Source organism: Phormidesmis priestleyi ULC007 (assembly GCF_001895925.1).
In the GTDB taxonomy this organism is placed as follows: domain Bacteria; phylum Cyanobacteriota; class Cyanobacteriia; order Leptolyngbyales; family Leptolyngbyaceae; genus Phormidesmis_A; species Phormidesmis_A priestleyi_A.
The window spans coordinates 1-22155 of record NZ_MPPI01000048.1; the positions used below are offsets into that span (position 1 = coordinate 1).

Sequence of the window (22155 nt, forward strand, 5' to 3'; positions counted from 1 at the left end):
CTTCTAAACTATGCAGTTGTCTTGGTTCAGCACGGGAAGAACCTTCGCTTTCGCGTCCGTTCCTCTCACCCGCTTGACTAATATAACTTGGCAAGGCGAACCGTGTCAAGCAAAATCTGTGGAAAGTTTGGGGCTGCTCAAAAACCCGGGTAATAGGGATTCTGAGCCGATCGCTACCAAACAGCTTCTGAACCGCTTTTCCCTGTCCCACACACATAGTTCAGCATGATCGCTACCAGCAGACGTGCTATCAAGCAAGAGTAGCTTCACCATTAATTTACCCGAAGTCTACTTAACTAGATTCGGACAGCCCCTTCTGCTGATCATCTGACCAGTTTGCCAATTTGAGCGACAATTGATCAGCGAACAGAATAACAATAAGGTGGGCTGCTGTGAATTTTCAGTCGGTGATTGCGACACTGCATCAGTTTTGGGGCGATCGGGGATGTTTAATTGCCCAACCTTACGACACCGAGAAGGGCGCGGGCACCAAAAGTCCGCATACGTTTTTGAGGGCGATCGGTCCTGAGCCGTGGTCGGTGGCTTATGTGGAACCGTGCCGTCGTCCGGGAGATGGACGATATGGAGAGAACCCGAATCGCTATCAGTATTACTATCAATATCAAGTGTTGATTAAGCCATCACCAGATAATATTCAGGAGATTTATTTAGATTCTCTCAGGGCGTTGGGAATTCGACCAGAGGATCATGATGTCCGGTTTGTGGAAGATAATTGGGAAGATGCTGCTGTCGGAGCGTGGGGAGTAGGCTGGGAAGTTTGGCTTGATGGGATGGAGGTGACGCAGTTCACATATTTTCAGCAGTGTGGAGGAATTGACTGCCGCCCGGTGTCGATCGAGATCACTTACGGTTTAGAGCGACTGACGATGTATCTGCAAGGAGTGGATGCGTTTGCGAAGATCCAATGGAACGATCAACTGACTTATGGTGACGTTCACCTGCAAGGGGAGATCGAGCAGTCTACTTATAATTTTGAAGCGTCGAACCCTGAGTTGCTGTTTAACTTATTTGGGCTGTATGAGCAGGAAGCGGGACAATTGATTGAGCGATCCCTGGTTCTGCCTGCGCTGGATTATGTGTTGAAGTGTTCGCACACATTTAATCTGCTTGATGCTAGAGGGGTAATCTCCGTCACAGAGCGAACGCGCTATATCGGCAGGATTCGGACGATGGCGCGGCAGGTGGCACAGCTTTATTTAAAGCAGCGTGAGGAGCTTGGGTTTCCGCTGTTGAAAGGTAAAAACAAAATTAAATAAAAATAGAGACGCAAAATTTTGCGTCTCTACAGAAATATTTGTTCCAAGCGCAACTCTACATAGTTAAAGACTGCGGATTAGTTTCAATCAGCTTCGCCAAGTCTTTCAAGAATGCGGCAGCATGAGCACCGTAGATAATTCGGTGATCGCAGGTGATATTGACTTTCATCTGCCGACGCACCCCTAACATTCCATCATCGGTGGCGACAACTTGGGGACGAGATGCCCCGATCGCCAAAATCGACCCTTGACCCGGCGGTAGAATTGCGTCAAACATCTCAACGCCAAACATCCCTAAGTTAGAAATGACAAAGGTTCCAGAGCTATATTCGTCAGGTTGTAGCTGTTTAGAACGGGCACGATCGACCAAATCTTTCCAACTGCGCGACAGCGAATAAATATCGACTTGATCGGCTTTTTGCAACACAGGTGTGATCAACCCACCATCAGGCATTGCAACCGCAACTGCAATATTGATCGCAGCATTATAACGAGTGCCCTGATCAACATAGCTCGCGTAAAGTAGCGGATGCTTCTGCAACGTGGCTGCAACTGCCTTCGCTAACAGTGCTGTCATGGTCACGCCCTTAGACTTAAGCTGCTTATAGAGGCTATCTAAACTATCGGTCGTAATGGTGTAAGCGACGTGATAAGTTGGCACCTCCAAACTGGTTAGCATATTTCGCACGACCGCATTTTGCAGCGTGGTCATCGGCGTAATTTGTCCCGGCAGCAAAGGAGCGGGCGCGGGAGTCAGCGGAGCTTTAGGGGCAACTACTGGTGGAATGAGAGGAGGTGAGATCGGCGCTGTAGAAGTCGCAGGGGCAACAGCAGACTTTCCAGCAGCAGCCTCAACGTCTTCTGCCACAATTCGCCCATGAGGCCCGCTGCCTTGCAGGGTCGCGAGGTCAATTTTCAAATCTTTTGCCAGCTTGCGGGCGCGAGGCGACACCACAGCCCGTCCGTTTTGCCGAGGGGCAGCCCCGCCGTTTGGTGAAGAGCCAGATTGAACCGCAACCGCTTCTTGTCGAGCAGCAGTGGTGGCACTGGCAGGTGCTGAAACCGCAGCAGGTTGAGCCGTTTCGACTCCTTGTTTAGCGGCTTCAATTTCTGCTTCGGTTTCGACGACAAGGGCGATCGCGGCACCCACGGGGGCCGACTCTCCGGCTGGCGTAACAATCACCGCTAGATAGCCTTCATAAAAGGACTCCACATCCATATCGGCTTTGTCGGACTCAACCACAACCACAGTTTCGCCTTTTTCAACCTTGTCACCCGGAGATTTGGCCCAAGAAACAATTTTTCCTTCGGTCATGGTGGAACTGAGAGCAGGCATGAAGATTTCGTTAATCATTGCGGTGATGTCGGGGTCAACAAGGAGATCAAGGTTTGTCGTTAGTCTTGGTGCGTGACTAACTATCAAAGCGTCTATTTCGGACGATAAAGCTTGTCCATCAGATTCTATCGAATTCAGAATAAGAGTACTGGAGAAGGAAGGAAGACTGTGGGGTTATCCGAACGATCGAGGGCGAAGCGATCAGACGATCGTCCTTATGTCTTTAGCAGAAACTTTGCACCCAATGCCTCGCCCCTACCCTTAAACGTCTCCTCTGATTTCTTCGACAATGCCGTCGCGGAGAAGAATTTCGACTTGCATCTTTTCGATCAGATTATCGCCAGGTTCAATACGGAAGGTGCTATTTACCTGCCCTTGACTGACTTCTTGATTGAGTTCTAACGTCTGCACTTGTTGAAGCTGCTGGAGAAGTTGATTTTTCTGCTCTAGTAGCTCACTTTTGCGCTGATTAAACTGAATCTTGACGCTTTCAATCTGTTGGGTCGCTTCAGGCCCAGGCGGCTGAATGGTTTGCCGTTGCATTTCAGAAACTACTTGCTGCAACTGCATTTCTAGCTGCTGCAACTGGTTGTCAATCTGATTGAGTTGTGACTGGAGTTGCTGCTGCGCCTCCTCTTTCCAACGGGGTGTCACAATCGCTTTGACGTTGACATTTCGCTGCAATAACAAATGAGATTTTGAGTCGTCCATAAATGCTGTGTTCAGAGAAGTTTGAGAGAGGTCAACTAGCTGTCTGAGAACGATCTCGCGTCAATCGAACATCTCGTTAATCATACCCTGGTAGCGATCCATCACGACGTTGCGACGAATTTTTAGGGTTTGGGTGAGTAAATTGTTCTCAACTGTAAAAGGTTCTGAAAGCAAGCGGAAGGTGCCGATGCGATCGTCAGAACGAGATCCCGGTCGCTCTTTGACCAACCGCGTCAACTCTTGTCGAAACAGGTCTTGAATCGGTTGGCTATTGAGATCAACATTTGAGTTTGAAGTTTGAGTCGAAGCCCATTTGTCTAAAGCCTCTAGGTTAGGAACGATCAGGGCACCCAGCACTTTTTGATCTTGTCCCACAATCATCAGTTGATCGATATAAGGACTTCTCAGACAGGCATCTTCGATCGGTTGCGGTTCAATATTTTCGCCATTGGTGAGGACGATCGTATCTTTGGCCCGTCCAGTAATGATCAGATTATTGTCAGCCGTCACCATGCCCAGATCGCCAGAATCAAACCAGCCGTCAGCGTCGATCGCTTTTGCCGTCGCCGTAGGATTGTTGTAATAGCCTTGCATGACTTGCGAACCGCGAATCAATACCAGTCCATGCTGTCCAGCAGGAAGAGGTTTACGAGTCTCAAGATCTACAATCTGGATCTCGGTGCCAGGGAGTGGCTCACCATCTGCCCCTCTAATATTCCGCCACGGACGACGCACATTCGTAATCGGCGAAGTCTCCGTTAATCCATAACCGCCGAGAATCTCGATGCCGACGAGTTCAAAAAAGTCTTCTAAGTGTTCGGCGATCGAGCCTCCACCGCTAACGACAAAAATTAAGTTGCCGCCCGTCCCAGCACGAACTTTTTGATAGACTAACTTGTCTCCCAGTTGGTGAAGTGCCCACAGCGCAGACATTCTCAGCGATGCGGCGCTACGTTCTAAAACGGAAGGATTGGGACGATCGAGGTTTAACCCCATCACCGTTCGGCGCGCCATCACAAACTGATGACTCGCGTTCAGAAGAAAATTCACCAGCTTTTGCTGATTGGCTGGCTGCTCACGAAATTGTTTTTGAATGCCCTCATAAATCGATTCCCACAGCCGGGGAACGCCAACCATATAGTGAGGTTGATGATCTTTAAGATCTTTTTTAACGTGACGAATCGTTGTATAGATCTGAGTGCAACCATTAGAGAAAATAAAATATTCAAACGCCCGTTCATAGGCGTGCCAGATTGGTAAAATGCTGAGAACTTTTTCTCCCGGTTGAGGTTGGACAACGGCAGCGGCACCCGTCACTTGCGAGAGCAAATTTCCATGACTTAGCATTACGCCTTTTGGGGTTCCACCCGTGCCGGAGGTATACATCAAAGTGGCGAGGGTCTGACGAGTTTGATCAACGGGCTGAAGCGAATGATTTGCACCCAACTCTAGAACCTGTGAGAAGGGAATTATTTTTAGCGATTCATCGGCAGAAGTCTGATCAGATAGCACAATCACAAACTGAATCGGCAGATCGTTTAAGCCAGAACGGAGTTTTTTGAGCAGGTCTAAATCTTGGACTATCAGCGCGATCGCCCCGCTATCTTTAAGAATAAACAGCAATTCGTCGGGGTCTGCTTGAGAACCGCGCACCACGTCGGCTGCGCCCGATCGCATCACGCCTTGATCGGCGATTAGCCAACGCGGGCTGTTATCTGCAAACAACGCAACGCGAAGCGGAATCGCATCCGTCACGGCTTGAATGCCCAGAGCCTGTAACCCAGAGGCGAATTGATGTATCTTTTGATACAACTCAGCATAGGTCATTTTGACTTCTGGCTTGGCATGAGGGTCATAAACTGCCGTGATATTGGCAAATCGTTGAGCCACGATCGTCCACACATCGGGCAGCGACTCAACGGATTCATAGTCTGACGATCGAAGCACGACAGAACGATTCATTATAAGTACCTCCTAAAACCTATTAACAATTATTCCTCAAGTTTCTCATACTCCATTTCACCCTAGCCTTCTGACACAGCGGACATGGTTCTAATCAGACAGAATTTCTTTTGTCTACCTATAAACATTTCTTAATAGTGACAATCAATACGTTTCTTGCTTAAACAATTTTAAAGCGCCAATCAAACATTGTTAATCAGAGTGAATTAATCGATCGCTTAACAGCAACCAACTTTGGATTCTGTTGATAAGAGTTCTTCGAGTAATTCTGTTGAAAAGCACTTAAAAGTTTTGCATTAGAGAATTGAAAGCCCCTCTCTTTGGTAGGGCTAATTCATTGTCAGCAGACCAAAGAGGGCATCCAAATCATGCTCTAGCAAGCGTTGGGCTTTCGTAATTCCGGGATAGCCATGCTGTCGGAAGAGGTTAATCACAAAATTGCGGATGACCGACCCGTTGGTAGCGGGGGTGGGCTGCCCAAACGGTGCATCATCCTCGCCAAACACGCCATCTTTCACCCAATGTAACCAGCAGATACTCAAATTCCTCCAGCGAGACATCCGCAGGCAGCAGCGACCCAACACACTCGCTCGACTAAACGACAGCGGCTTGCGCGAATACCACCGAGGCAGCCCTTTAAACGGGTTGCTCCATGCTCATAGTACACCTGCTCATTGAGGAGCGTCACAGGTATCATCTTTTCAATGAACACGGATTTTCGGGTTGTCATGTTGGCTACAAGCGTCTCGTCCGTTGTTATTCTAGACGCTTGCTTCCCCTGTGGCGTACAGCGACCCAAGTCCTTTAGACGAAGCTCGATCCGATCGCACCGAAATTGCGACAACCTAAGAAGCTTCTGCGATTGCTTGATATTGCACGAGTTCATCAAGTGGGCAATTCAGCTTTTTACACAGATTTGCATCTGAAGCGGCGTTAGTTTCGGAAGGCTCCTCCCAGTTTCCCAGGCGCTAACCGTCTGCGGACTCAAACCCAACATTTCCACCAAGTCTTTTTGGCGAACCCGACTCCTCTGACGCTTGAAACGGAGCCGCTCACTAAACGTCATTGCAGACACAAACAGAGTCATAGCCAAGGATGGAGTGCGAAATGTGGAATAAGAAGAATAACCTAAATTTTGAACAAATGCCTCAAGTTTTTATGGGTGCTTAAGGTGGCAACGTGATCCACTGGAAAACTCCAGAAAACTATTATTTCTCTCACTCAGTGGATCATCGAAGATTGGGTAGAATTTTCCGATCGTAGATGAATGGCTCAATTTCAACAATCGTGTTTTTTTGTAATGTAGTAACGACGATTGAGACATCACTCCAGCAAGATTTAAACGTCGATAAACCGATCGATTAAATCTTCCCGTGATACTTGGAACAGTTGAGGCAGTTCTGCCTCATACTCTGCATCTGATAATCGCAGCAAAGCCGACAAAACCTGAAGCAGTGGTTCATCTAACGATCCAAAACGATTTCTGAAGAGAGCCTCGATCGTGGTGCGACGTTCTCTAATAATGCCTTGCTCAATGCCTTGCTCAATGCCTTGCTCAATGCCTTCTCGCTTCCATTCCTCGCGTTTCTGTAAGTAAGCAGGTGATAAGTTCACAATCAGTTCCTCCTCTTCGTCTGTTAAGCGATTCCGACTCTCCAAAATCGCACGCCAGTTTCCCAATAGCTCCTCTACATTTTCGCGCAAAGGATGGCTTTCTGGCAAAGCAGTGAACTCTTCTATTGCCTGTTTCTGAACTTGCCCGCGACCCAACAGCCTGAGCCACAAAGTATCTTCATTACGGGGCAATTGGTGGATCACAATCAATCCACCTCGGTAAATTTCTGGAAAGTCATAAATTCCAGATGCGATCGTAGACCCTCTCTTTTTCGCCCCCAGCCCCTTACGAAACTCCGGTGAAGCAGTAGGAACCAGAATCCAAAGCAGCGGCAGATTGTTTTCGTTCAGAGATTGCTTTTCCCGTTTCGCTTTGCGCTCTAGTTCCGCGAACAGTGAGAATAGTTTGCCAAGACAACTCCGAGCTTCTGATTTTGCCGCAGGGTTACGAAACGGTTCGATCAGACAGGGGCGATCCACCAGCCGACCGAGCAATCCAAGCCTTTGACGCTCGCGATCGGTGGCAGAGTCAGGACTAAACCAGAGATCCGCATATCGAGTTTCACTCTTAAGCTGGCGCGAAATCTCAATCTTGCCCAGTGGCTCCAACAACTCACGCAAATAATATTTTGCAAACTCGTCATGGGGAGTGCGCGTCATCTAGTCTCCTAACAATACCCGAATGGCTCTCAGCGCCTGATTCTGCTTACCATTGCTCACTTTAGCAAACCAATAATGAGCTTCCTCATTACTCATTGCCTACACCCCAGCGGCAATATTTGCGATTCGCTCTGGCTTAGAGAGGGGCTGAAGGGTCTGAAACAACAGGGCAAGATTAACGCCGGACTCTTCATCCAAAATGTAGGGGTTTGACGCTGCTGGTTGAGGCTTTTCGGGTCGTAATCATTCGCTTTAAGACAGCCATAAACCGCCTGCCGCGCTTGCACTAACGCTTGTCCCTTCAGCCGCCCAATCCGTTTGGCTTTTTATCACTGAGTATCGATACTCATCGCAGAAGTGAGATGCTCCCTAGAAGGAATTGGGGGCGGAACGTTTTTGCCAATCAAGATCGCGCTGGTTGTCGATCGCTGTCACCCTCACGAACGGGGACGGGTTTTAGGTCTCTTTATGAACGGATTTGACCTGGAAATTGCCCTTGCTGGAACAATCTTGGGAGTGGTTGTCGATCGAGTGGGCTATCGTGGCGCGTTTGGCGTTGCCTCAACGCTGGCTCTGGCGGCTTTAATCATCTTCTTAGCGCTGTGCAGCAAAGATTTGTCTCAGTCACTTCGATTTGCTTTGGGGCAGGGCGGTGACGTTTATGCCTTGCCTAAACCACTAGCTGAGTAATAAATCGACATCAAAAACGAGTGGACAATCAAACGTAAATGGGAATAGTAGATTTGGTTTCGATCGTCACTCAACATAAAATACACCCATTTTCAACGGCTAAACTTATGAGAAATCAGTTGCTAGTCATAAGCCTGATCGCGGCTACTCTGATTGCGAGTACGAGCGCGCCTGCTCATGCTGGTGGAACTTGGGTCAACAACACCTGTCAAAAAATTGCAGCACCCGAATCCCCTTCCGACGGCTTCGAGATCGATTACCAGTTCGCCTTCAAAACTCAACAGCGGTCTTACTTAATGTATGCTGCCCGTAGCATGGACGGTGCCTACCTCTTCTGTTGGTCTAAACCAGGTTATCGATCGCCCCAAGTCATCAAACACCAAAACCTCAATTTTCCATTCGTCAACACGATCACGCAATCCAAAAAGGGAACCCCAATTTTCAGCGTCATGATCCGCGATGGAAATGGACGAGACACTACAGTTACTCCGATGAAACTCGATCTCACCAATCCTCAGAAACCGATCGTCGTTCCCGAACAATGCCATTGAGGTTACAACAGTCAAGACATTATTTACACTGCGATTGCTGCTAGTTTGATTATGGGCATGATCGCTGCATCTAATAAGAAAGTTTCGCAAGTCACTACACTGTAAAGATCCTTGTAGGGACATTCTGTAAATATCCCTACATCGATTTGATTACTAAGTTGGACTCAGTGCATCTAACGCTAAGTTCAGCTTCAATACATTGACACCCGGCTCTCCAAAAAGTCCCAAAAACCGCCCATCAGTGTTTTGAGCAATTAATGTTTCAACCTGGTTGGGTGGTAGGCTACGTGCTTTAGCAACTCGATCGAGTTGTGCCGTTGCTGCTTCGGGCGTAATGTGGGGGTCAAGGCTAGAACCAGACGTATAAACTAAATCTGCCGTTGGCTTAACACTCGCCTTTTGCAGACGGGGCAGATCGCCCTCGATCGCCTTTGCGAGATCAGGGTCACTTTTGCCTCTGATCCGGTCTAAAAGGGCTGGGTTGCTAGGAGCCAAATTACTCGCTCCCGATACGCCTGTTTGTAGAATGCCTGCCTCATCTTTTTTGGGATCGGCAGTGCTGTAGCTAGTCGTGCTGGGGCGGCTGTTAAAGTAGCGATCGGACGTAAAAGGTTGACCGATCAGCGCAGAACCCACTTCTTGACCTTGAGCGTTTTTGAGCAAGCTTCCGTTTGCCTGAAAGGGAAAAACAATCTGCCCAAATGCAATCATCGCAAACGGGTAAATAATCGCAGTCAAAACCCAAAGCACCAACGTAGATCGAACGGCTCTACCTGCCTCACGTGCAAAACTCATTAGAATTTCTCCGGTACAAACATGACAAAAAATAGATAGATGGCCAGGGCGATCGTCACCAGACCCAGTGCCGCCAGCCAGTAAGCTTGAGTGCGAGAAAACTCTCCACCAGTAGCGGCAAAAACAGCAGGTGCCAGCACCAGGTTAAAACACAGCCCCAAAAATAGATAAAGCGGAAGTTTTTGCCTGCGCCATTCAGACCAGATTTCGGCCACGGTTTCGATGATTTGAGTCTGTTTGGGTATGTGGGGTAAATGGATAAGTTTCATAGCAGTTAAAGTCAAAATCGTGTGGACTAGTTCAGAAATTCTTGCTTAAGAAAATGGAATGATCAGATCGATGATCTTGATTGCGATAAAAGGAGCAACCACACCGCCAACGCCATAGATTAAAATATTACGGCGCAGTAGTTGGTCTGCTGTTAACGGACGAAATTGCACTCCTTTTAACGCTAATGGAATCAGAGCCGGAATAATCAGCGCGTTGTAAATCAACGCTGAAATGATCGCAGACTGAGGACTTTTTAACCCCATAATGTTGAGTGCGCCAATGCCAGCCGCCGCAAAAATAGTGGGAATGATCGCAAAATATTTTGCAATGTCGTTGGCGATCGAGAAAGTAGTTAGCGCGCCGCGTGTGATCAAGAGTTGCTTGCCGATCGTTACCAAATCAATCAGCTTGGTGGGGTCAGAATCCAAGTCCACCATGTTGGCCGCTTCTTTTGCCGCTTGGGTGCCAGAGTTCATCGCCACACCCACGTTTGCTTGAGCCAAGGCAGGTGCATCATTGGTGCCGTCTCCGGTCATCGCAACAAGCTTGCCTTCTGACTGCTCTTTGCGAATCACGTCAATTTTGTCTTCGGGGGTGGCTTCCGCAATAAAATCATCAACACCCGCTTCTTGAGCGATGACTGAAGCGGTGATCCGGTTGTCACCCGTGAGCATGATCGTCTTCACACCCATGCGGCGCAGTTGGTCAAACCGTTCTCGCAATCCTGGCTTTACAATGTCTTTGAGATAAATCACTCCATAAATATCGTCGTTGAGACAGGCAGCCAGCGGCGTTCCACCCAGTCTAGATACCCGCTCGTAAGCTTCATCAAGCTGAGAAGGAACCTTGCCGCCTCTTGAACGGACAAAGCCTCTAATCGCATCGACTGCCCCTTTTCGAGCTTCGCGTCCGTCGGGTAGATTTGTGCCGCTCATGCGCGTTCTTGCTGAGAATTCTAGCCCTTCTGCATCGTCGGTTTTGAAATCAACTTCAGCGCCGTTCTTTTCAGCCAGCCAAACGATCGAGCGACCTTCAGGCGTTTCATCAAAGACACTGGCAGCGAGACAGATCTGTGACATCTCCTCAAGAGAATGACCGTTGACTGGGATGAATTCATCGGCGAGACGATTGCCGAGCGTAATGGTGCCTGTTTTATCGAGTACAAGAGTACCGACATCGCCGCAGGCTTCGACAGCTCGACCTGATGTGGCGATGACGTTAAATTGAGCGACTCGATCCATCCCGGCAATACCAATCGCGCTTAACAAGCCCCCGATCGTCGTCGGAATTAACGCCACCAGCAGCGAAACTAGAATCGCGATCGTCGTCGGGGCCTGCACATAATTTGCCAATGGCGAAACGGTTGCGACCACAATCAAAAACACGAGCGTTAACACTGATAGCAACACGGTGAGCGCGATTTCGTTAGGCGTTTTGCTGCGTTCTGCGCCTTCAACTAGGGCAATCATGCGATCGATAAAACCCTGACCCGGATCAGACGTGACATTAATAATCAGTTCATCTGAAAGAATGCGCGTACCGCCCGTGACCGAACTGGCAATGTCCGTCCCTGGCTGCTTGAGGACGGGCGCAGATTCTCCCGTGATGGCGGACTCGTCTACCGCCGCGACACCTGTCACGACTTCACCGTCTGCCGGAATCATGTCACCCGCAACCACTTTGACGCGATCGCCTTTCCGCAGTGCCGTAGAACTGACTTCTTGAACGGAACCATCGGCTAAAAGTTTGCGGGCAACCGTGTCCGATCGCGTTGAGCGCAAAGCGTCTGCTTGAGCTTTACCGCGCCCTTCGGCAACGGCTTCTGCAAAGTTAGCAAACACTAATGTGAAAAATAGAATGAACGTAATCACGCCGTTGAGTAAGCGTTGTTGTCCCGGATCTGCCTGAACAGTGCCAAACAAATTTGGGTCGATCGTCACTAAAAAAGTCACGATCGTGCCGACCCAAACCACAAACATTACGGGGTTTTTCGCCTCAGTGCGCGGGTCGAGTTTGACAAACGAGTCGTGGATGGCTCGTTGATATAAACCCCGCATATCGGCTTTGGGCGTGTGTCTCCGACTCTCGCGGGAGCCGCTCGGAGTGCTTAAACGAGAAGGACGGGTCGAATCCTGGGGAGTTTGCATAAATTTTGGGTCTGTCGTCAATAGTCAATAGCATCAAAAAAGGCTGATCAAATGCAGAAAAATTAACGCCCAGCTAGCCGATTCCTCTAGCGATTTGAAACGCTTCTGAGATCGGGCCAAGTGCCAAAATTGGAAAGAACGTCAGTGCGCCGAGAATCAAAATGGTGCCAGCCGTGACTCCGGTAAACAGACCTGTGTCAGTGCGAAGCGTGCCAGTTGTCATCGGCACGGGTTGTTTGCGAGACATACTATCTGCCAGCAACAGCAGTGCCCCGATCGGAACAAATCGTCCTGCCAGCAGACTAAAACAAGTGCTGAGGTTCCACCATAGAGCAGTAGCGCTAGTGGCAGTGCCATTGGCGATCGCTAACGGAGACGGTTGAGAATCGGCTAATCCTTCAAACCCAGAGCCGTTGTTAGCCGCCGCAGAGGTGTACTCATAAATCACCTGAGATAACCCGTGGAAACCAGGATTACTAATGCCTGCGAGTTGGTCTGGGAATGCCAGTGCGATCGCACCTGGAATCAGAATCGCGATCGGATGCACTAATAAAATCAGAAAGCTGGCTAACACGACTTCCCGCTTTTCGATTTTGCGTCCCAAAAATTCAGGAGTGCGTCCCACCATTAACCCGGTAACAAACACTGCCAAAATCAGATAAGCAAACAGATAAGCAGTTCCGGTGCCTTGTCCGCCCCAAATGATTTGCAGAAACATGTTAGACAGGGTGACAAACCCACCATTGGGCATAAATGAATCGTGCAGACTATTCACCGCGCCGCACATTGTGCCCGTCGTTGTTGCCGCAAATAGTGCCGATTGCGCCCAGCCAAACCGGACTTCTTTGCCCTCTAAATTGGGAGCTTGTCCGCCCAGGAGTGCATTGACCGCAGGATTGCCTTGATATTCTCCGATCGCCGTCACGCCAATAAACACCACATAGATCACAAACACCATTCCGTATACCAACCAGGCTTGCTTGCGATTGTTAGCAAACACGCCATAGGTATAAATCAAAGACGTAGGAATAGTCACCATTCCCACAATTTGAATCAGATTTGTGAATGGGTTTGGATTCTCAAAAGGGTGAGCGGAGTTAATGGCAAAAAAGCCGCCGCCGTTTTCGCCAAGCTGCTTGATGATCTCATAGTGAGCGACTGGGCCACGCGCGATCGCTTGACTGAGTGCAGGATTTTCTAACGTCGGCACGATCGCGGCACCTGCCAAAGTTTCGGGCACCCCTGACGCAATCAACACGATCGCTCCAACAATGCTAATTGGCAGCAAGATTCGGGTAATGCCCCGGATCAAATCGACATAAAAGTTGCCCAACGGTCTGCCCGTCAAGCCGCGAATAAAGGCAATGCCAACTGCCAGCCCTGTCGCCGCCGATGTGAACATATGATAGCCAAGCCCCAACATCTGGGAGGCATAGCTCATGTAAGTTTCGCCAGAATAATGCTGCTGATTGGTGTTGGTGATAAATGAAATGGTAGTGTGCAGTGCCGTATCCCAGGTGGGGGCACCGATCCCGGTCGGGTTGAGGGGCAACCAACCCTGACTCATGATGATCAAAAACAGCAAGAGTGCCATCGCGATGTTGGCGTAGACGATCGCTCGTGCATATTGCCAGCCCGTCATATTCTCTTTGGCTTGAACGCCCGCTAATGAGTAGAGAACTCGCTCAACGGGATTCAAAATAGGGTCGAGAATCGTTCTTTGTTCTTGAAAAACACGAGCCATATACCCTCCCAGAAAGGGAGTAATCGCTACCACGATCAGCAGCGTTAATGCAATTTGAATCCACCCTTGAAGCATGGGTTCGATAAACTCCAATACAATCAGCTTAAATTTTTGATCGGGTATGTGATTGCTAAAACTAAATCATCCTCAACAGTTAAATGATTGCGTAGGGGCACGACATGTCGTGCTCTCATGCGGATCTGTTGCGCCAATGCAAATTGGTATTAAATGATTGTTTTAGCTAATCACCTAATTATTTACAAAACCAATCATGGAAGACTTTGTAAAAAACTTCAAGGTATATTTTTATGTTTATGTGACTGTATATTTGTCAAACTATCTTGAGAGCTGAAACCATTTAGAGTGTTTAGTTAAACTCTATATCTGGAAATATAGCGTGATCCAAACATTAACTAAACACTCAAATTAGATCTAGACTTTCTATATCGCGTTTTGAATAACTGATGCCACCGCTCAAACCGATCGCACGATTAAAATCTCTGCATCTAAATGAGATCTGGCTAATCATCGGACTGTTTGCGGCAGTTGCAGGGCTGGAGTTTGCCACGCCGTCAAACTACGTGTTTGGTTATCTATACATTGGCCCGATTCTGATCGTCAACGCTCGTTTTGGCGGAGTCGCTGCTCTAAAAACCACGCTCATTGGTTGCCTACTCACCCTGTTAAATGTGTGGGTTCCTAGTGGGGATGTGGTGCAGCCGCCAATGGTTGCAAATCGGCTAATCGTGATATTAGCGCTGCTGGTAACGGGGTTTCTCAGCGATCGTAACCGTCTCTATCAAGAAAGGCTTTTACAGCAACAAGCAAAACTTCAAACGCAAGAAAAGATTGCCAGCGTTCGAGAAGATTTTGCGTCTACCTTGACCCACGATCTAAAAACACCATTACTGGGCGCGATCGAGACTCTAAACGCGCTTCAGCGTGAAGATTTCGGGCGAGTGTTGCCGATTCAACAAACCGTTTTGGCAACCATGACTCGCAGCCATCAAACCAGCTTGCAGCTAGTCGAAACGCTTTTAGACATCTATCGCAATGACACAGAAGGGTTAACGCTTCAACTCGCACCTGTCGATTTAGTCAAAATTGCCGAAGACGTAGTATCAACTTTAAGGACGTTGGCAACCAGTCGTCGCGTTCATATTTCATTGAGCTACGGCGCTTCAGATTTCCGCAAGTTTCTCTGGGTGAATGGCGATGCATTTCAGCTTCAACGAGTCTTTGTCAACCTTTTAACCAATGCCATTAACCACTCACCGCGAGGGGGCAAAATAGAAGTCGTTTTAGACGCAGGTTCTGCTCACCAAACGGTCAAAATCATCGACACCGGAGCTGGGATCACTCCTGAAGAACTGCCCTATTTGTTTGAGCGATTTTATCAAGGGTGCAGCGATCGTCAAGCCAGAGGTTCCGGGCTAGGACTTTATCTAACTCGCCAAATTATCGACGCACACAACGGTACAATCTGGGCAGCGAACTATGTGCCTCACGGGGCACTGTTTGCGTTTCGTCTGCCCGTTTTGCCATTTCAACCGTCTTTAATTTAGCTGAAATGCTCTCCGATCCCTTACGAATTCTCTTAGCCGAAGATGACGAACTTTTTCGGCTCGGTTTAAGAATGTGTCTGCAACAAGAGCCAGGGCTAGAGATCATTGCAGAAGCAGAAGATGGTGAAACGACGGTTGAGTTGGCAAAGCAGCATCAGGTCGATATTGTGTTGTTAGACATTGGCTTACCCGGAATTGGCGGAGTCGAAGCGTGTCGTCAAATCAAACAACAGCAGCCTGATCTGTCGATCTTGGTGTTGACATCCCGCACTCAAAAATCTCTAATTCATCGTTTAATCGAGGCAGGAGCGCAAGGCTATTGCCTCAAAGGAATTGATTCTAAAACACTGATCTTAGCGATTCGCTCAGTCGCGGCTGGGGCCTCGTGGTGGGATTCGACGGCAACCACTGAGATTAGAGATTTGTTTGAAAATAACCCAGCCGTGACGATCGCAGAAACCCCCACTGCAAATCCTTTAACTCGGCGTGAACAAGAAATTCTCGCCCTCGTAGCTTCTGGCAAAACCAATCAGGAAATTGCTGAAATGCTCTACATTGCGCCGGGCACAGTCAGAGTTCACGTTCATTCGATTTTGCACAAACTGAAGGTGCCCGATCTGACTCAGGCCGCGATCTTTGCCATTCAAAAAAAATTAGTAGCGAAAGATTTGCTACCAGATAAATAACCCTAAACCTGACGAAGAATGTGGGTAGGGACAATCCCCCCGTGGTTGCCCGCCGTCAGGGGTAGGCACGGGGGCGCTACCCCTACAGCCATTTCATCTCCTCGTTCTGCAACGCCGACTTTCTGAAGCGGCGATCGCCCACCCAAACCCGTTAGCATAGCGACAGCATTAGGAAACAAACCGTGATCAGTCTCCCGCAAACAACATCTTGGGCAAAGGCGATATTGCATACGGCAAAGGGGTTTGAGCCGTCTCCACTCACGGTTTTGTCAGGGGCGATTCCGGCAGGCTTGCGCGGGTCGCTCTACCGCAACGGCCCCGGACGGCTAGAACGGGGTGGGCAGCGCGTCGGGCATTGGTTTGATGGAGATGGGGCAATTCTCGGTGTCCACTTCACTAGGGCAGGGGCAACGGGCGTTTATCGCTATGTGCAATCTGCCGAATATCAAGCCGAAGAACAAGCGAGGCGATTCATCTATGGAGGCTATGGGATGAACCCGCCAGGCGCGTTTTGGGAGCGATTTAAGCCCACAAAAAATGCAGGCAATACATCGGTGTTGGCGTTGTCCGGCGGTTCTCAAAGCGATCGGCTCCTTGCCCTTTGGGAAGGCGGACACCCTTACGCACTTGATCCAGAAACACTAGAGACTTATGGACTTCACGATTTAAACGGGCTGCCTAAGTCATTGCCGTTTTCTGCCCATCCCAAACGCGATTTGCAAACAGGCGATATTTACAATTTTGGGGTGAGTTTTGGCAAAGAGGCAATGCTAAATGTCTATCGCGTAGATGCTGACGGCACCCTCAAACAAAAAAGCAGCGTTGAGCTAGATGGGTTGCCATTGATTCACGACTTTGTGATGGCGGGGCGCTATCTGATCTTCTTCATTCCGCCCGTACGATTGAATGCTGTGCCTCTGCTGCTCAAGCTCAAAAGTTTTAGTGACTCATTTCAGTGGAAGCCAGAGCAGGGAACGCAGATTTTAGTCTTCGATCGCGACTCTCTAGACTTAGTGAGCCGAGGTGAAACACAGCCCTGGTATCAGTGGCACTTTGGCAACGGTTTTATTAACGCTAATGGAGACGCAGTGATTGACGTGATTCGATATGATAACTTCAACACTAACCAATATCTCAAAGAAGTCTCAACAGGTAAAACCCACACATCATCTAAATCAACACTGTGGCAAATTCGATTAAATCCGCTGACTGGAGAAACGATCGAGACGCATGAATTGCTCGATCGCTCCTGTGAATTTCCAGTGGTGAAACCTCAAGAAGTAGGTCAATTTAATCGCACGACCTATTTGTTACTCCACCGTCGAGGCGTTGACTCGACTCAAGACTTTTTTGGCTCGATCGCTCGTTTCGACCAAAAAACCGGAGAGTTGATGGAAGCTGATTTAGGTGAAAATCGCTATCCAATGGAGCCGATTTATGCCCCCGATGTCGAGAACCCCGATCAAGGCTGGATTGTCACAGTCGTTTATGATGGCAACCGCGATCGTAGCGAAGTTTGGATCTTTGACAGCGATCGCCTAAATGATCAGCCTGTGTGTCGTCTAGCATTACCCGAAGTGATTCCATTAGGGTTTCACGGCACTTGGAAACCTGCTTAGGATTGTGAATTAAATCATGTCGGCTATTTGCAAGGTCAATGGTCACAGCAGTGCCATGCCCGTACATAAATCTGCTAACTCACGCTATCTCAATCGTCTTGCTCGATATACACGGTCACGGCAGCAACTGCGATTAGCATCTCGTCATTTTTGTCGTTGAATTCTGCGATCGCTCGCCCCTGCACCACCATTCCACCTGTCGTAACGGTGAGGGTTTTCTGTCCAAACGGCAAAACCGCCAACACCTCTGCCTCTCGCACCTTTTCGGGATAAGGCACCGCTACCTGAACTTCGACGATCATTTGATCGGGGTGATCTAAACCTGCAACTTCCCAGATACCGGGGAGGGCATTGTGCGCGATCGCGTTTCTGACAGCACGAGCCGCCGCAACTGTGGGTTCTTGTCCATGTTGATCGACTCCCATTCCCATCTCAATGATGAAGCGTTTTCGAGCCACAGGTTTCTTGCCCTAAAGTGAGTGATTTGACTATCCTACTTCCTTGGTAAACTGCAAGGCAGTGAACCTGTTTTTATTGCTACCATAAATTTATTTGAGAGCATCAGGTCTTTTGTGATACTGTGTGAGTCTTGTGGAAAGACAAAAGCCTTTGTACTGGTCTTATGCCTACGTTTTCTGCTCTATCTCTTTTTTCTGGTGCGGGTGGGATGGATATTGGTGTTCGTCAAGCGGGCTTTGAGGTATTAGCCTGCATTGAAGTCGATCCCCACTGTTGCCAGACTTTGCGAAGCGCTATTGAGAGAGAAGGTTTGAAAACTGTTCTTTTTGAGAAAGATATAAGGCAGGTCGATCCATCTCAGCTAAAGGCAGACTTAGGATTGCAAACTGGTGAGCTAGATCTATTATTTGGTGGTAGTCCTTGTCAAAGCTTCTCTCAAGCTGGTAAACATGGCTCCTTGGAGGATGAACGGGGCTTGCTTCTGTTTGAGTTTGTTAGATTTGCTAAAGCTTTAAAACCCAAGGTAATTGTTATTGAGCAAGTCAAAGGTGTATTGAAAGCCTTAGACCAGCTTGGGAAAGTTGGGGGCGTTTGTGAATCGCTTATAGGTCAGATCGAAGAATTGGGATATAAGTTAAAGTTACAAATTATCAACTCTGCAAACTATGGCGTAGCTCAAACTAGAGAAAGAGTTTTTATAGTTGCCACAGAGAGCGGAACATGCTTCGACTTTCCATTGCCAACCCACGGAAAATTAGACATTCAGTTTTCGTTATTTCCTATTAAGCAATGTACAACAGTTGGAGAGGCTTTAAAGGGATTAGGTAGTCCTTCAAAAGACAAAGATAATCAGCCTGAAGACAGTCATATAGATATAACACCAGCAGGAGATAGAAGGCGTATTCATGGAGTGCCTGAAGGTTCTTTTTTGGCTAGAGAACTACATCTTCCAGAAACTCAGAGATGCAGATTGACCAAAAAGGACACAACGAAATTTCGCAGGCTTTCCTTTTCTAAACTTTCACTGACCTTAAGGTGCGGGGAAATTTTCTTTCATCCTATTGAAGATAGGTATCTGACTCCACGCGAGTATATGCGTATTCATGGCTATCCTGATAACTATTTCTTAAAAGGTCCTGTTCGGGGGCGTTCAGGTAGGGTACGACACCTAGATCAACATCGCCAAATAGCTAATTCTGTACCTCCGCCTGTTGCTTGTGCTATTGCGAAAGAAGTCTTGGAATTTATTGCTAGGGAAAAAGTCCTTAGTAAATCTTCAAGGAAACCGTTTGTAAATGTCTAGCTGCTGATGCCATTAGAAGCAATACTCATTTATGCCTACGATTTATGAATTATTTGGTTTTCCAATGGATGACCGAAGTCAAAAAGTAGAGGCGATACGAAAGTCTCGTCAATGTCCGTTTATGGGTGCAACTTGTGATGGCGGTGGCAATCGCTATCAAACCAAAATTAAGCTAACGCAGCAGGAACCCCTAACACACTACTTCAATAGTGATATTACAGAGGTAATACCTGGCGTATGTTCAATTCAAGCAGGTAAGGATATCTGGGTTGTATGCCCACGAAGATTATTCGCCGCAAAGTTTGACGGTCAAGATATTCCTGCTGCGAATCGTGCTTTACAGCCGTATGAGCGTGCTTTGCTGATTCAGGCGGGTTTGCCTCATGATACTGATATCGGCGCTTGGGCAGAAGTCTCTTTGAAGCATCGGGTAGAAGATGCTGAAATCAACTACCACTTTGACTATGTTTTAGCTCCGTTGGCTGTGACTTCTCTCAGGAATCTACTGAAACAAAGCGATTTTGTCGGCTCAACTGAAAACGATTTAGATGATCTCGTCAGAGCAGCAAAGAAAAGTGGTTATTTTCAAGACGCTCGACGAGATCTAGCTGACATTTCAATTCTTCTGCCAGATCTTTCCAATCTCTTCATTTTGGAAATTATGACCGCTAGTACAAGTGGCTCTGATACTGAGAATTCTACAGATATGCGAAGTGCATTTCGTAATGCTTTGTTGGTTTCTGAACATAGTAGTCCAGGAATTAATAAGCGCCAAGTTTGGGGGCGCATGGTGACGCAGCTATTCGCAAAAACAGCCCTATCTTACGAATGGGGCGGACAGACAATTTGGGTTATTCAAGATGCTTTACTTCATAATATTGAACTTACAACACGCCTAAAAACAGTCGATGTCCCGAACCATCCTCAACGAAACATTAGCTTGGTGATAATGCATTACTTCGCAGACTTAGACGGCAGACAGGCAATATCACTCAAAGCCGCTATAGATGGTGATGCAGGTATAGACTTTGACGGAAGTGATACCTTCACCGACATTTTGTTGCCTAAGTTAACTCCTCCGAAGGTTGAGCTACTGAAAGCAATCTTAAGACGAAAACTGGATGCTGTGTTGAGGTTGTGAAGCAGGCTACTCCCTGGGACACCGTATTGCAACGGACGGTTGAGAAATCTTGGTGGGGTTGCCGAAGTCACCTGCCTCCATTCAGTTAAGTGGGTAGACCCGATCGGTCATATATGACGACCACCAAAGCTGTAAGTTGGGAAGATATGCGGGAGGAACGATCGAACGAAAAACCCATCTACAGGAGCGCAATCAAGCAAACAGCACTTTTACAGAAATGCTGAATCCTGGCAAAATTGCTTGAGTGCTGGCGGTTTCTGCTTCTGCAAACACTAACCATTTTTGCGGCGTAACAATGATCACGAGCAACGTTTCAGGAAACAACAGCCAGACTTCTTGACTGCCCGATCGCAAATATTCTCGTGCCTTCGCAAATAACGCTTCGGCACTATCGTCGGGTGAAGCTACTTCTGCAATTAGCGGAAAGCTTTGAGGAAACATGGCTGGCTCACCAAATTGCTGAATCAGTTCAGCCGTTAAATAAGCCACGTCAGGGCGACGCTTCTGTTTATCAGTTTGGCAAGTGGCTTCTGTGTAAGCTTTTCCCCCTTGCCCACTAGAAAAACCATAGCTTCTCCATTCGGCTGCCAAAGCTGCTTGCGCCGAACTGTGTTTAAGGGTCATTCCTGTCTTCTCAATCAGGTTTCCATCGACAAATTCCATGCCTTCTGGCAAGTCGGCTTCTAGTTCTTGTAAAGGGGCAACAGTGGATGCAGTCATTCTGTGACCTGCCTTTCTGAATGTGCCCCTCTATTATGGATGCAGCTAAGAACCACAAACAGAAGTTCGTTGGGGTAGAATCTATAGACTTTAAGAATTGTCTATAGGTTTGGTTTTGTCGCAATCTTCTGCTTATCTGCTAGTGTCTCACGGGAGCCGAGATCCGCGTCCGCAAGCGGCGATCGCGCAACTTGCTCAACGAGTGCAGCACAAAATGCAATCCGATACACCGTTGGCTTTAGTTGGGGCGGCTGTTTTAGAATGCGCTCCTTTGCCTCTACACGAGCAAATTCAGCAGTTTAGTCAAACCGCGATCGCACAAAATGTTCGTCACATTCAAATCGTGCCGCTCTTTTTGATTCCAGGCGTTCATGTGATGGAAGATATTCCTGAACAGGTCAAAATTGCTCAACAAACGCTAGGGGAAACGGTCACGATCGCCCTATCTCCTCACATCGGCACCCATCCAGGTATGGAAAATCTTCTGGCTAATCGTCTCGCTCAACGCTCTGCCGATGCCTATATTTTGATGTCACACGGCAGTCGGCGATCGGGAGGAAATCAGTCCGTCGAGACGTTAGCATCGAAAATAGGAGCGGTTTCTGCCTATTGGTCAGTGGCTCCCAAGCTAGAAGCCCGTCTGCAAGAATTGGCTCAGTCAGGACATCAGAAAATTGCGATTTTGCCTTACTTTTTGTTTACTGGAGGAATTATAGGCACGATCGCTCAAGCGGTTGATCAACTGTCTCAGCAGTTTCCAAACTTAGAGCTTGACTTGGCGACACCGCTAGAAGTGAGCGATCGCTTGGCTGACCTGGTTTTAGATTTGAGTCTACAATCCCCAAAAGAGATAACTGCGAATCCGTCGCTGTAATTATTTTGTCTTAATCGGTATCTAAGACTGC

23 protein-coding genes and 1 pseudogene are annotated in these 22155 nt (G+C 48.1%); 9 read left to right on the forward strand and 15 right to left on the reverse strand.

The window, feature by feature from the left end; all coding sequences use genetic code 11:
* Nucleotides 1-392: 392 nt before the first annotated feature.
* Complete coding sequence (gene glyQ, locus BRW63_RS23635; protein ID WP_073074839.1) at nt 393-1277, forward strand: glycine--tRNA ligase subunit alpha; 885 nt, start codon at nt 393-395, stop codon at nt 1275-1277.
* Between the two features lie 55 nt (nt 1278-1332).
* Here glyQ and BRW63_RS23640 read toward each other — a convergent pair whose 3' ends face one another.
* The 8 genes and pseudogenes from BRW63_RS23640 to BRW63_RS30185 form a co-directional block, all read right to left on the reverse strand.
* Nucleotides 1333-2631: a dihydrolipoamide acetyltransferase family protein gene (locus tag BRW63_RS23640; protein WP_073074840.1), complete on the reverse strand. Its 1299-nt coding sequence runs from the start codon at nt 2629-2631 to the stop codon at nt 1333-1335.
* A gap of 243 nt (nt 2632-2874) precedes the next feature.
* A complete protein-coding gene (locus tag BRW63_RS23645; RefSeq protein ID WP_073074841.1) occupies nt 2875-3324 on the reverse strand; it encodes a YlqD family protein in 450 nt (149 codons plus the stop codon).
* Nucleotides 3325-3384: 60 nt separating this feature from the next.
* Nucleotides 3385-5286, reverse strand: a complete 1902-nt coding sequence (locus BRW63_RS23650) for an AMP-binding protein (RefSeq protein WP_073074842.1) — start codon at nt 5284-5286, stop codon at nt 3385-3387.
* A 329-nt stretch (nt 5287-5615) separates the two neighbouring features.
* Nucleotides 5616-5828, reverse strand: coding sequence for a hypothetical protein (locus BRW63_RS27830; protein ID WP_181314326.1), 213 nt, complete (start codon nt 5826-5828; stop codon nt 5616-5618).
* The gene (locus BRW63_RS23655) at nt 5825-5974 is read right to left on the reverse strand and encodes a hypothetical protein (protein WP_223257490.1); all 150 of its coding nucleotides are present in this window, start codon (nt 5972-5974) and stop codon (nt 5825-5827) included. The genes BRW63_RS27830 and BRW63_RS23655 overlap by 4 nt, the downstream gene beginning before the upstream one ends.
* Nucleotides 5975-6184: 210 nt before the next feature.
* The gene (locus tag BRW63_RS23660) at nt 6185-6373 is read right to left on the reverse strand and encodes a helix-turn-helix transcriptional regulator (protein ID WP_244913156.1); all 189 of its coding nucleotides are present in this window, start codon (nt 6371-6373) and stop codon (nt 6185-6187) included.
* A gap of 251 nt (nt 6374-6624) precedes the next feature.
* Complete coding sequence (locus BRW63_RS23665; RefSeq protein WP_073074843.1) at nt 6625-7560, reverse strand: RpnC/YadD family protein; 936 nt, start codon at nt 7558-7560, stop codon at nt 6625-6627.
* Nucleotides 7561-7758 (reverse strand): annotated as a pseudogene (locus BRW63_RS30185) (DUF7680 family protein).
* 159 nt (nt 7759-7917) lie between these two features.
* Between BRW63_RS30185 and BRW63_RS23675 the strand changes: the two are divergent.
* The gene (locus BRW63_RS23675; protein WP_073074844.1) at nt 7918-8250 is read left to right on the forward strand and encodes an MFS transporter; all 333 of its coding nucleotides are present in this window, start codon (nt 7918-7920) and stop codon (nt 8248-8250) included.
* Between the two features lie 107 nt (nt 8251-8357).
* The gene (locus tag BRW63_RS23680) at nt 8358-8801 is read left to right on the forward strand and encodes a hypothetical protein (protein ID WP_073074845.1); all 444 of its coding nucleotides are present in this window, start codon (nt 8358-8360) and stop codon (nt 8799-8801) included.
* Between the two features lie 153 nt (nt 8802-8954).
* On the opposite strand, the gene kdpC is transcribed toward BRW63_RS23680, so the two are convergent.
* From kdpC to kdpA, 4 genes are all read right to left on the reverse strand, one after another.
* Nucleotides 8955-9596, reverse strand: a complete 642-nt coding sequence (kdpC, locus tag BRW63_RS23685; protein ID WP_073074846.1) for a K(+)-transporting ATPase subunit C — start codon at nt 9594-9596, stop codon at nt 8955-8957.
* Nucleotides 9596-9865 (reverse strand): potassium-transporting ATPase subunit F, encoded by a 270-nt coding sequence (locus BRW63_RS23690; protein ID WP_073074847.1) that lies wholly within the window; start codon nt 9863-9865, stop codon nt 9596-9598. The genes kdpC and BRW63_RS23690 overlap by 1 nt, the downstream gene beginning before the upstream one ends.
* Nucleotides 9866-9910: 45 nt before the next feature.
* Nucleotides 9911-12013 carry a potassium-transporting ATPase subunit KdpB gene (gene kdpB / locus BRW63_RS23695; protein ID WP_073074848.1) on the reverse strand — a complete coding sequence of 701 codons (2103 nt, stop codon included), beginning with the start codon at nt 12011-12013 and terminating at the stop codon, nt 9911-9913.
* 73 nt (nt 12014-12086) lie between these two features.
* Nucleotides 12087-13832: a potassium-transporting ATPase subunit KdpA gene (gene kdpA / locus BRW63_RS23700; protein ID WP_073074849.1), complete on the reverse strand. Its 1746-nt coding sequence runs from the start codon at nt 13830-13832 to the stop codon at nt 12087-12089.
* Nucleotides 13833-14221: 389 nt separating this feature from the next.
* Between kdpA and BRW63_RS23705 the strand changes: the two genes are divergently transcribed.
* Together BRW63_RS23705 and BRW63_RS23710 are read left to right on the forward strand one after the other, a co-directional pair.
* Complete coding sequence (locus BRW63_RS23705; RefSeq protein WP_073074850.1) at nt 14222-15322, forward strand: sensor histidine kinase; 1101 nt, start codon at nt 14222-14224, stop codon at nt 15320-15322.
* A 5-nt stretch (nt 15323-15327) separates the two neighbouring features.
* Nucleotides 15328-16008 carry a response regulator gene (locus BRW63_RS23710; protein ID WP_073074851.1) on the forward strand — a complete coding sequence of 227 codons (681 nt, stop codon included), beginning with the start codon at nt 15328-15330 and terminating at the stop codon, nt 16006-16008.
* Nucleotides 16009-16010: 2 nt separating this feature from the next.
* Here BRW63_RS23710 and BRW63_RS28580 read toward each other — a convergent pair whose 3' ends face one another.
* The gene (locus BRW63_RS28580) at nt 16011-16166 is read right to left on the reverse strand and encodes a hypothetical protein (RefSeq protein ID WP_181314327.1); all 156 of its coding nucleotides are present in this window, start codon (nt 16164-16166) and stop codon (nt 16011-16013) included.
* 24 nt (nt 16167-16190) lie between these two features.
* Between BRW63_RS28580 and BRW63_RS23715 the strand changes: the two genes are divergently transcribed.
* Nucleotides 16191-17627: a carotenoid oxygenase family protein gene (locus BRW63_RS23715; RefSeq protein WP_073074852.1), complete on the forward strand. Its 1437-nt coding sequence runs from the start codon at nt 16191-16193 to the stop codon at nt 17625-17627.
* A gap of 89 nt (nt 17628-17716) precedes the next feature.
* Here the strand turns inward: BRW63_RS23715 and BRW63_RS23720 are convergent, their stop codons facing one another.
* On the reverse strand, nt 17717-18085 hold the full coding sequence (locus tag BRW63_RS23720; protein WP_073074853.1) for a Lin0512 family protein: 369 nt from the start codon (nt 18083-18085) through the stop codon (nt 17717-17719).
* 164 nt (nt 18086-18249) lie between these two features.
* Between BRW63_RS23720 and BRW63_RS23725 the strand changes: the two genes are divergently transcribed.
* Together BRW63_RS23725 and BRW63_RS23730 are read left to right on the forward strand one after the other, a co-directional pair.
* Nucleotides 18250-19389 (forward strand): DNA cytosine methyltransferase, encoded by a 1140-nt coding sequence (locus BRW63_RS23725; protein WP_073074854.1) that lies wholly within the window; start codon nt 18250-18252, stop codon nt 19387-19389.
* 31 nt (nt 19390-19420) lie between these two features.
* Nucleotides 19421-20530 (forward strand): hypothetical protein, encoded by a 1110-nt coding sequence (locus tag BRW63_RS23730; RefSeq protein WP_073074855.1) that lies wholly within the window; start codon nt 19421-19423, stop codon nt 20528-20530.
* A 192-nt stretch (nt 20531-20722) separates the two neighbouring features.
* Here BRW63_RS23730 and BRW63_RS23735 read toward each other — a convergent pair whose 3' ends face one another.
* Complete coding sequence (locus BRW63_RS23735; RefSeq protein WP_073074856.1) at nt 20723-21250, reverse strand: Uma2 family endonuclease; 528 nt, start codon at nt 21248-21250, stop codon at nt 20723-20725.
* 115 nt (nt 21251-21365) lie between these two features.
* On the opposite strand from BRW63_RS23735, the gene BRW63_RS23740 reads away from it, so the two are divergent.
* Nucleotides 21366-22124, forward strand: a complete 759-nt coding sequence (locus BRW63_RS23740; RefSeq protein ID WP_073074866.1) for a sirohydrochlorin chelatase — start codon at nt 21366-21368, stop codon at nt 22122-22124.
* The last annotated feature ends 31 nt before the right edge of the window (nt 22125-22155 follow it).

Excerpts from the sequence above, each read along its gene's own strand:
- BRW63_RS23640 (WP_073074840.1), bottom strand. The coding sequence starts at position 2,631 with ATGATTAACGAAATCTTCATGCCTGCTCTCAGTTCCACCATGACCGAA.
- BRW63_RS23645 (WP_073074841.1), bottom strand. The coding sequence starts at position 3,324 with ATGGACGACTCAAAATCTCATTTGTTATTGCAGCGAAATGTCAACGTC.
- BRW63_RS23650 (WP_073074842.1), bottom strand. The coding sequence starts at position 5,286 with ATGAATCGTTCTGTCGTGCTTCGATCGTCAGACTATGAATCCGTTGAG.
- BRW63_RS23660 (WP_244913156.1), bottom strand. The coding sequence starts at position 6,373 with ATGACTCTGTTTGTGTCTGCAATGACGTTTAGTGAGCGGCTCCGTTTC.
- BRW63_RS23665 (WP_073074843.1), bottom strand. The coding sequence starts at position 7,560 with ATGACGCGCACTCCCCATGACGAGTTTGCAAAATATTATTTGCGTGAG.
- BRW63_RS23680 (WP_073074845.1), top strand. The coding sequence starts at position 8,358 with ATGAGAAATCAGTTGCTAGTCATAAGCCTGATCGCGGCTACTCTGATT.
- kdpC (WP_073074846.1), bottom strand. The coding sequence starts at position 9,596 with ATGAGTTTTGCACGTGAGGCAGGTAGAGCCGTTCGATCTACGTTGGTG.
- BRW63_RS23690 (WP_073074847.1), bottom strand. The coding sequence starts at position 9,865 with ATGAAACTTATCCATTTACCCCACATACCCAAACAGACTCAAATCATC.
- kdpB (WP_073074848.1), bottom strand. The coding sequence starts at position 12,013 with ATGCAAACTCCCCAGGATTCGACCCGTCCTTCTCGTTTAAGCACTCCG.
- kdpA (WP_073074849.1), bottom strand. The coding sequence starts at position 13,832 with ATGCTTCAAGGGTGGATTCAAATTGCATTAACGCTGCTGATCGTGGTA.
- BRW63_RS23705 (WP_073074850.1), top strand. The coding sequence starts at position 14,222 with ATGCCACCGCTCAAACCGATCGCACGATTAAAATCTCTGCATCTAAAT.
- BRW63_RS23710 (WP_073074851.1), top strand. The coding sequence starts at position 15,328 with ATGCTCTCCGATCCCTTACGAATTCTCTTAGCCGAAGATGACGAACTT.
- BRW63_RS28580 (WP_181314327.1), bottom strand. The coding sequence starts at position 16,166 with ATGCTAACGGGTTTGGGTGGGCGATCGCCGCTTCAGAAAGTCGGCGTT.
- BRW63_RS23725 (WP_073074854.1), top strand. The coding sequence starts at position 18,250 with ATGCCTACGTTTTCTGCTCTATCTCTTTTTTCTGGTGCGGGTGGGATG.
- BRW63_RS23730 (WP_073074855.1), top strand. The coding sequence starts at position 19,421 with ATGCCTACGATTTATGAATTATTTGGTTTTCCAATGGATGACCGAAGT.
- BRW63_RS23735 (WP_073074856.1), bottom strand. The coding sequence starts at position 21,250 with ATGACTGCATCCACTGTTGCCCCTTTACAAGAACTAGAAGCCGACTTG.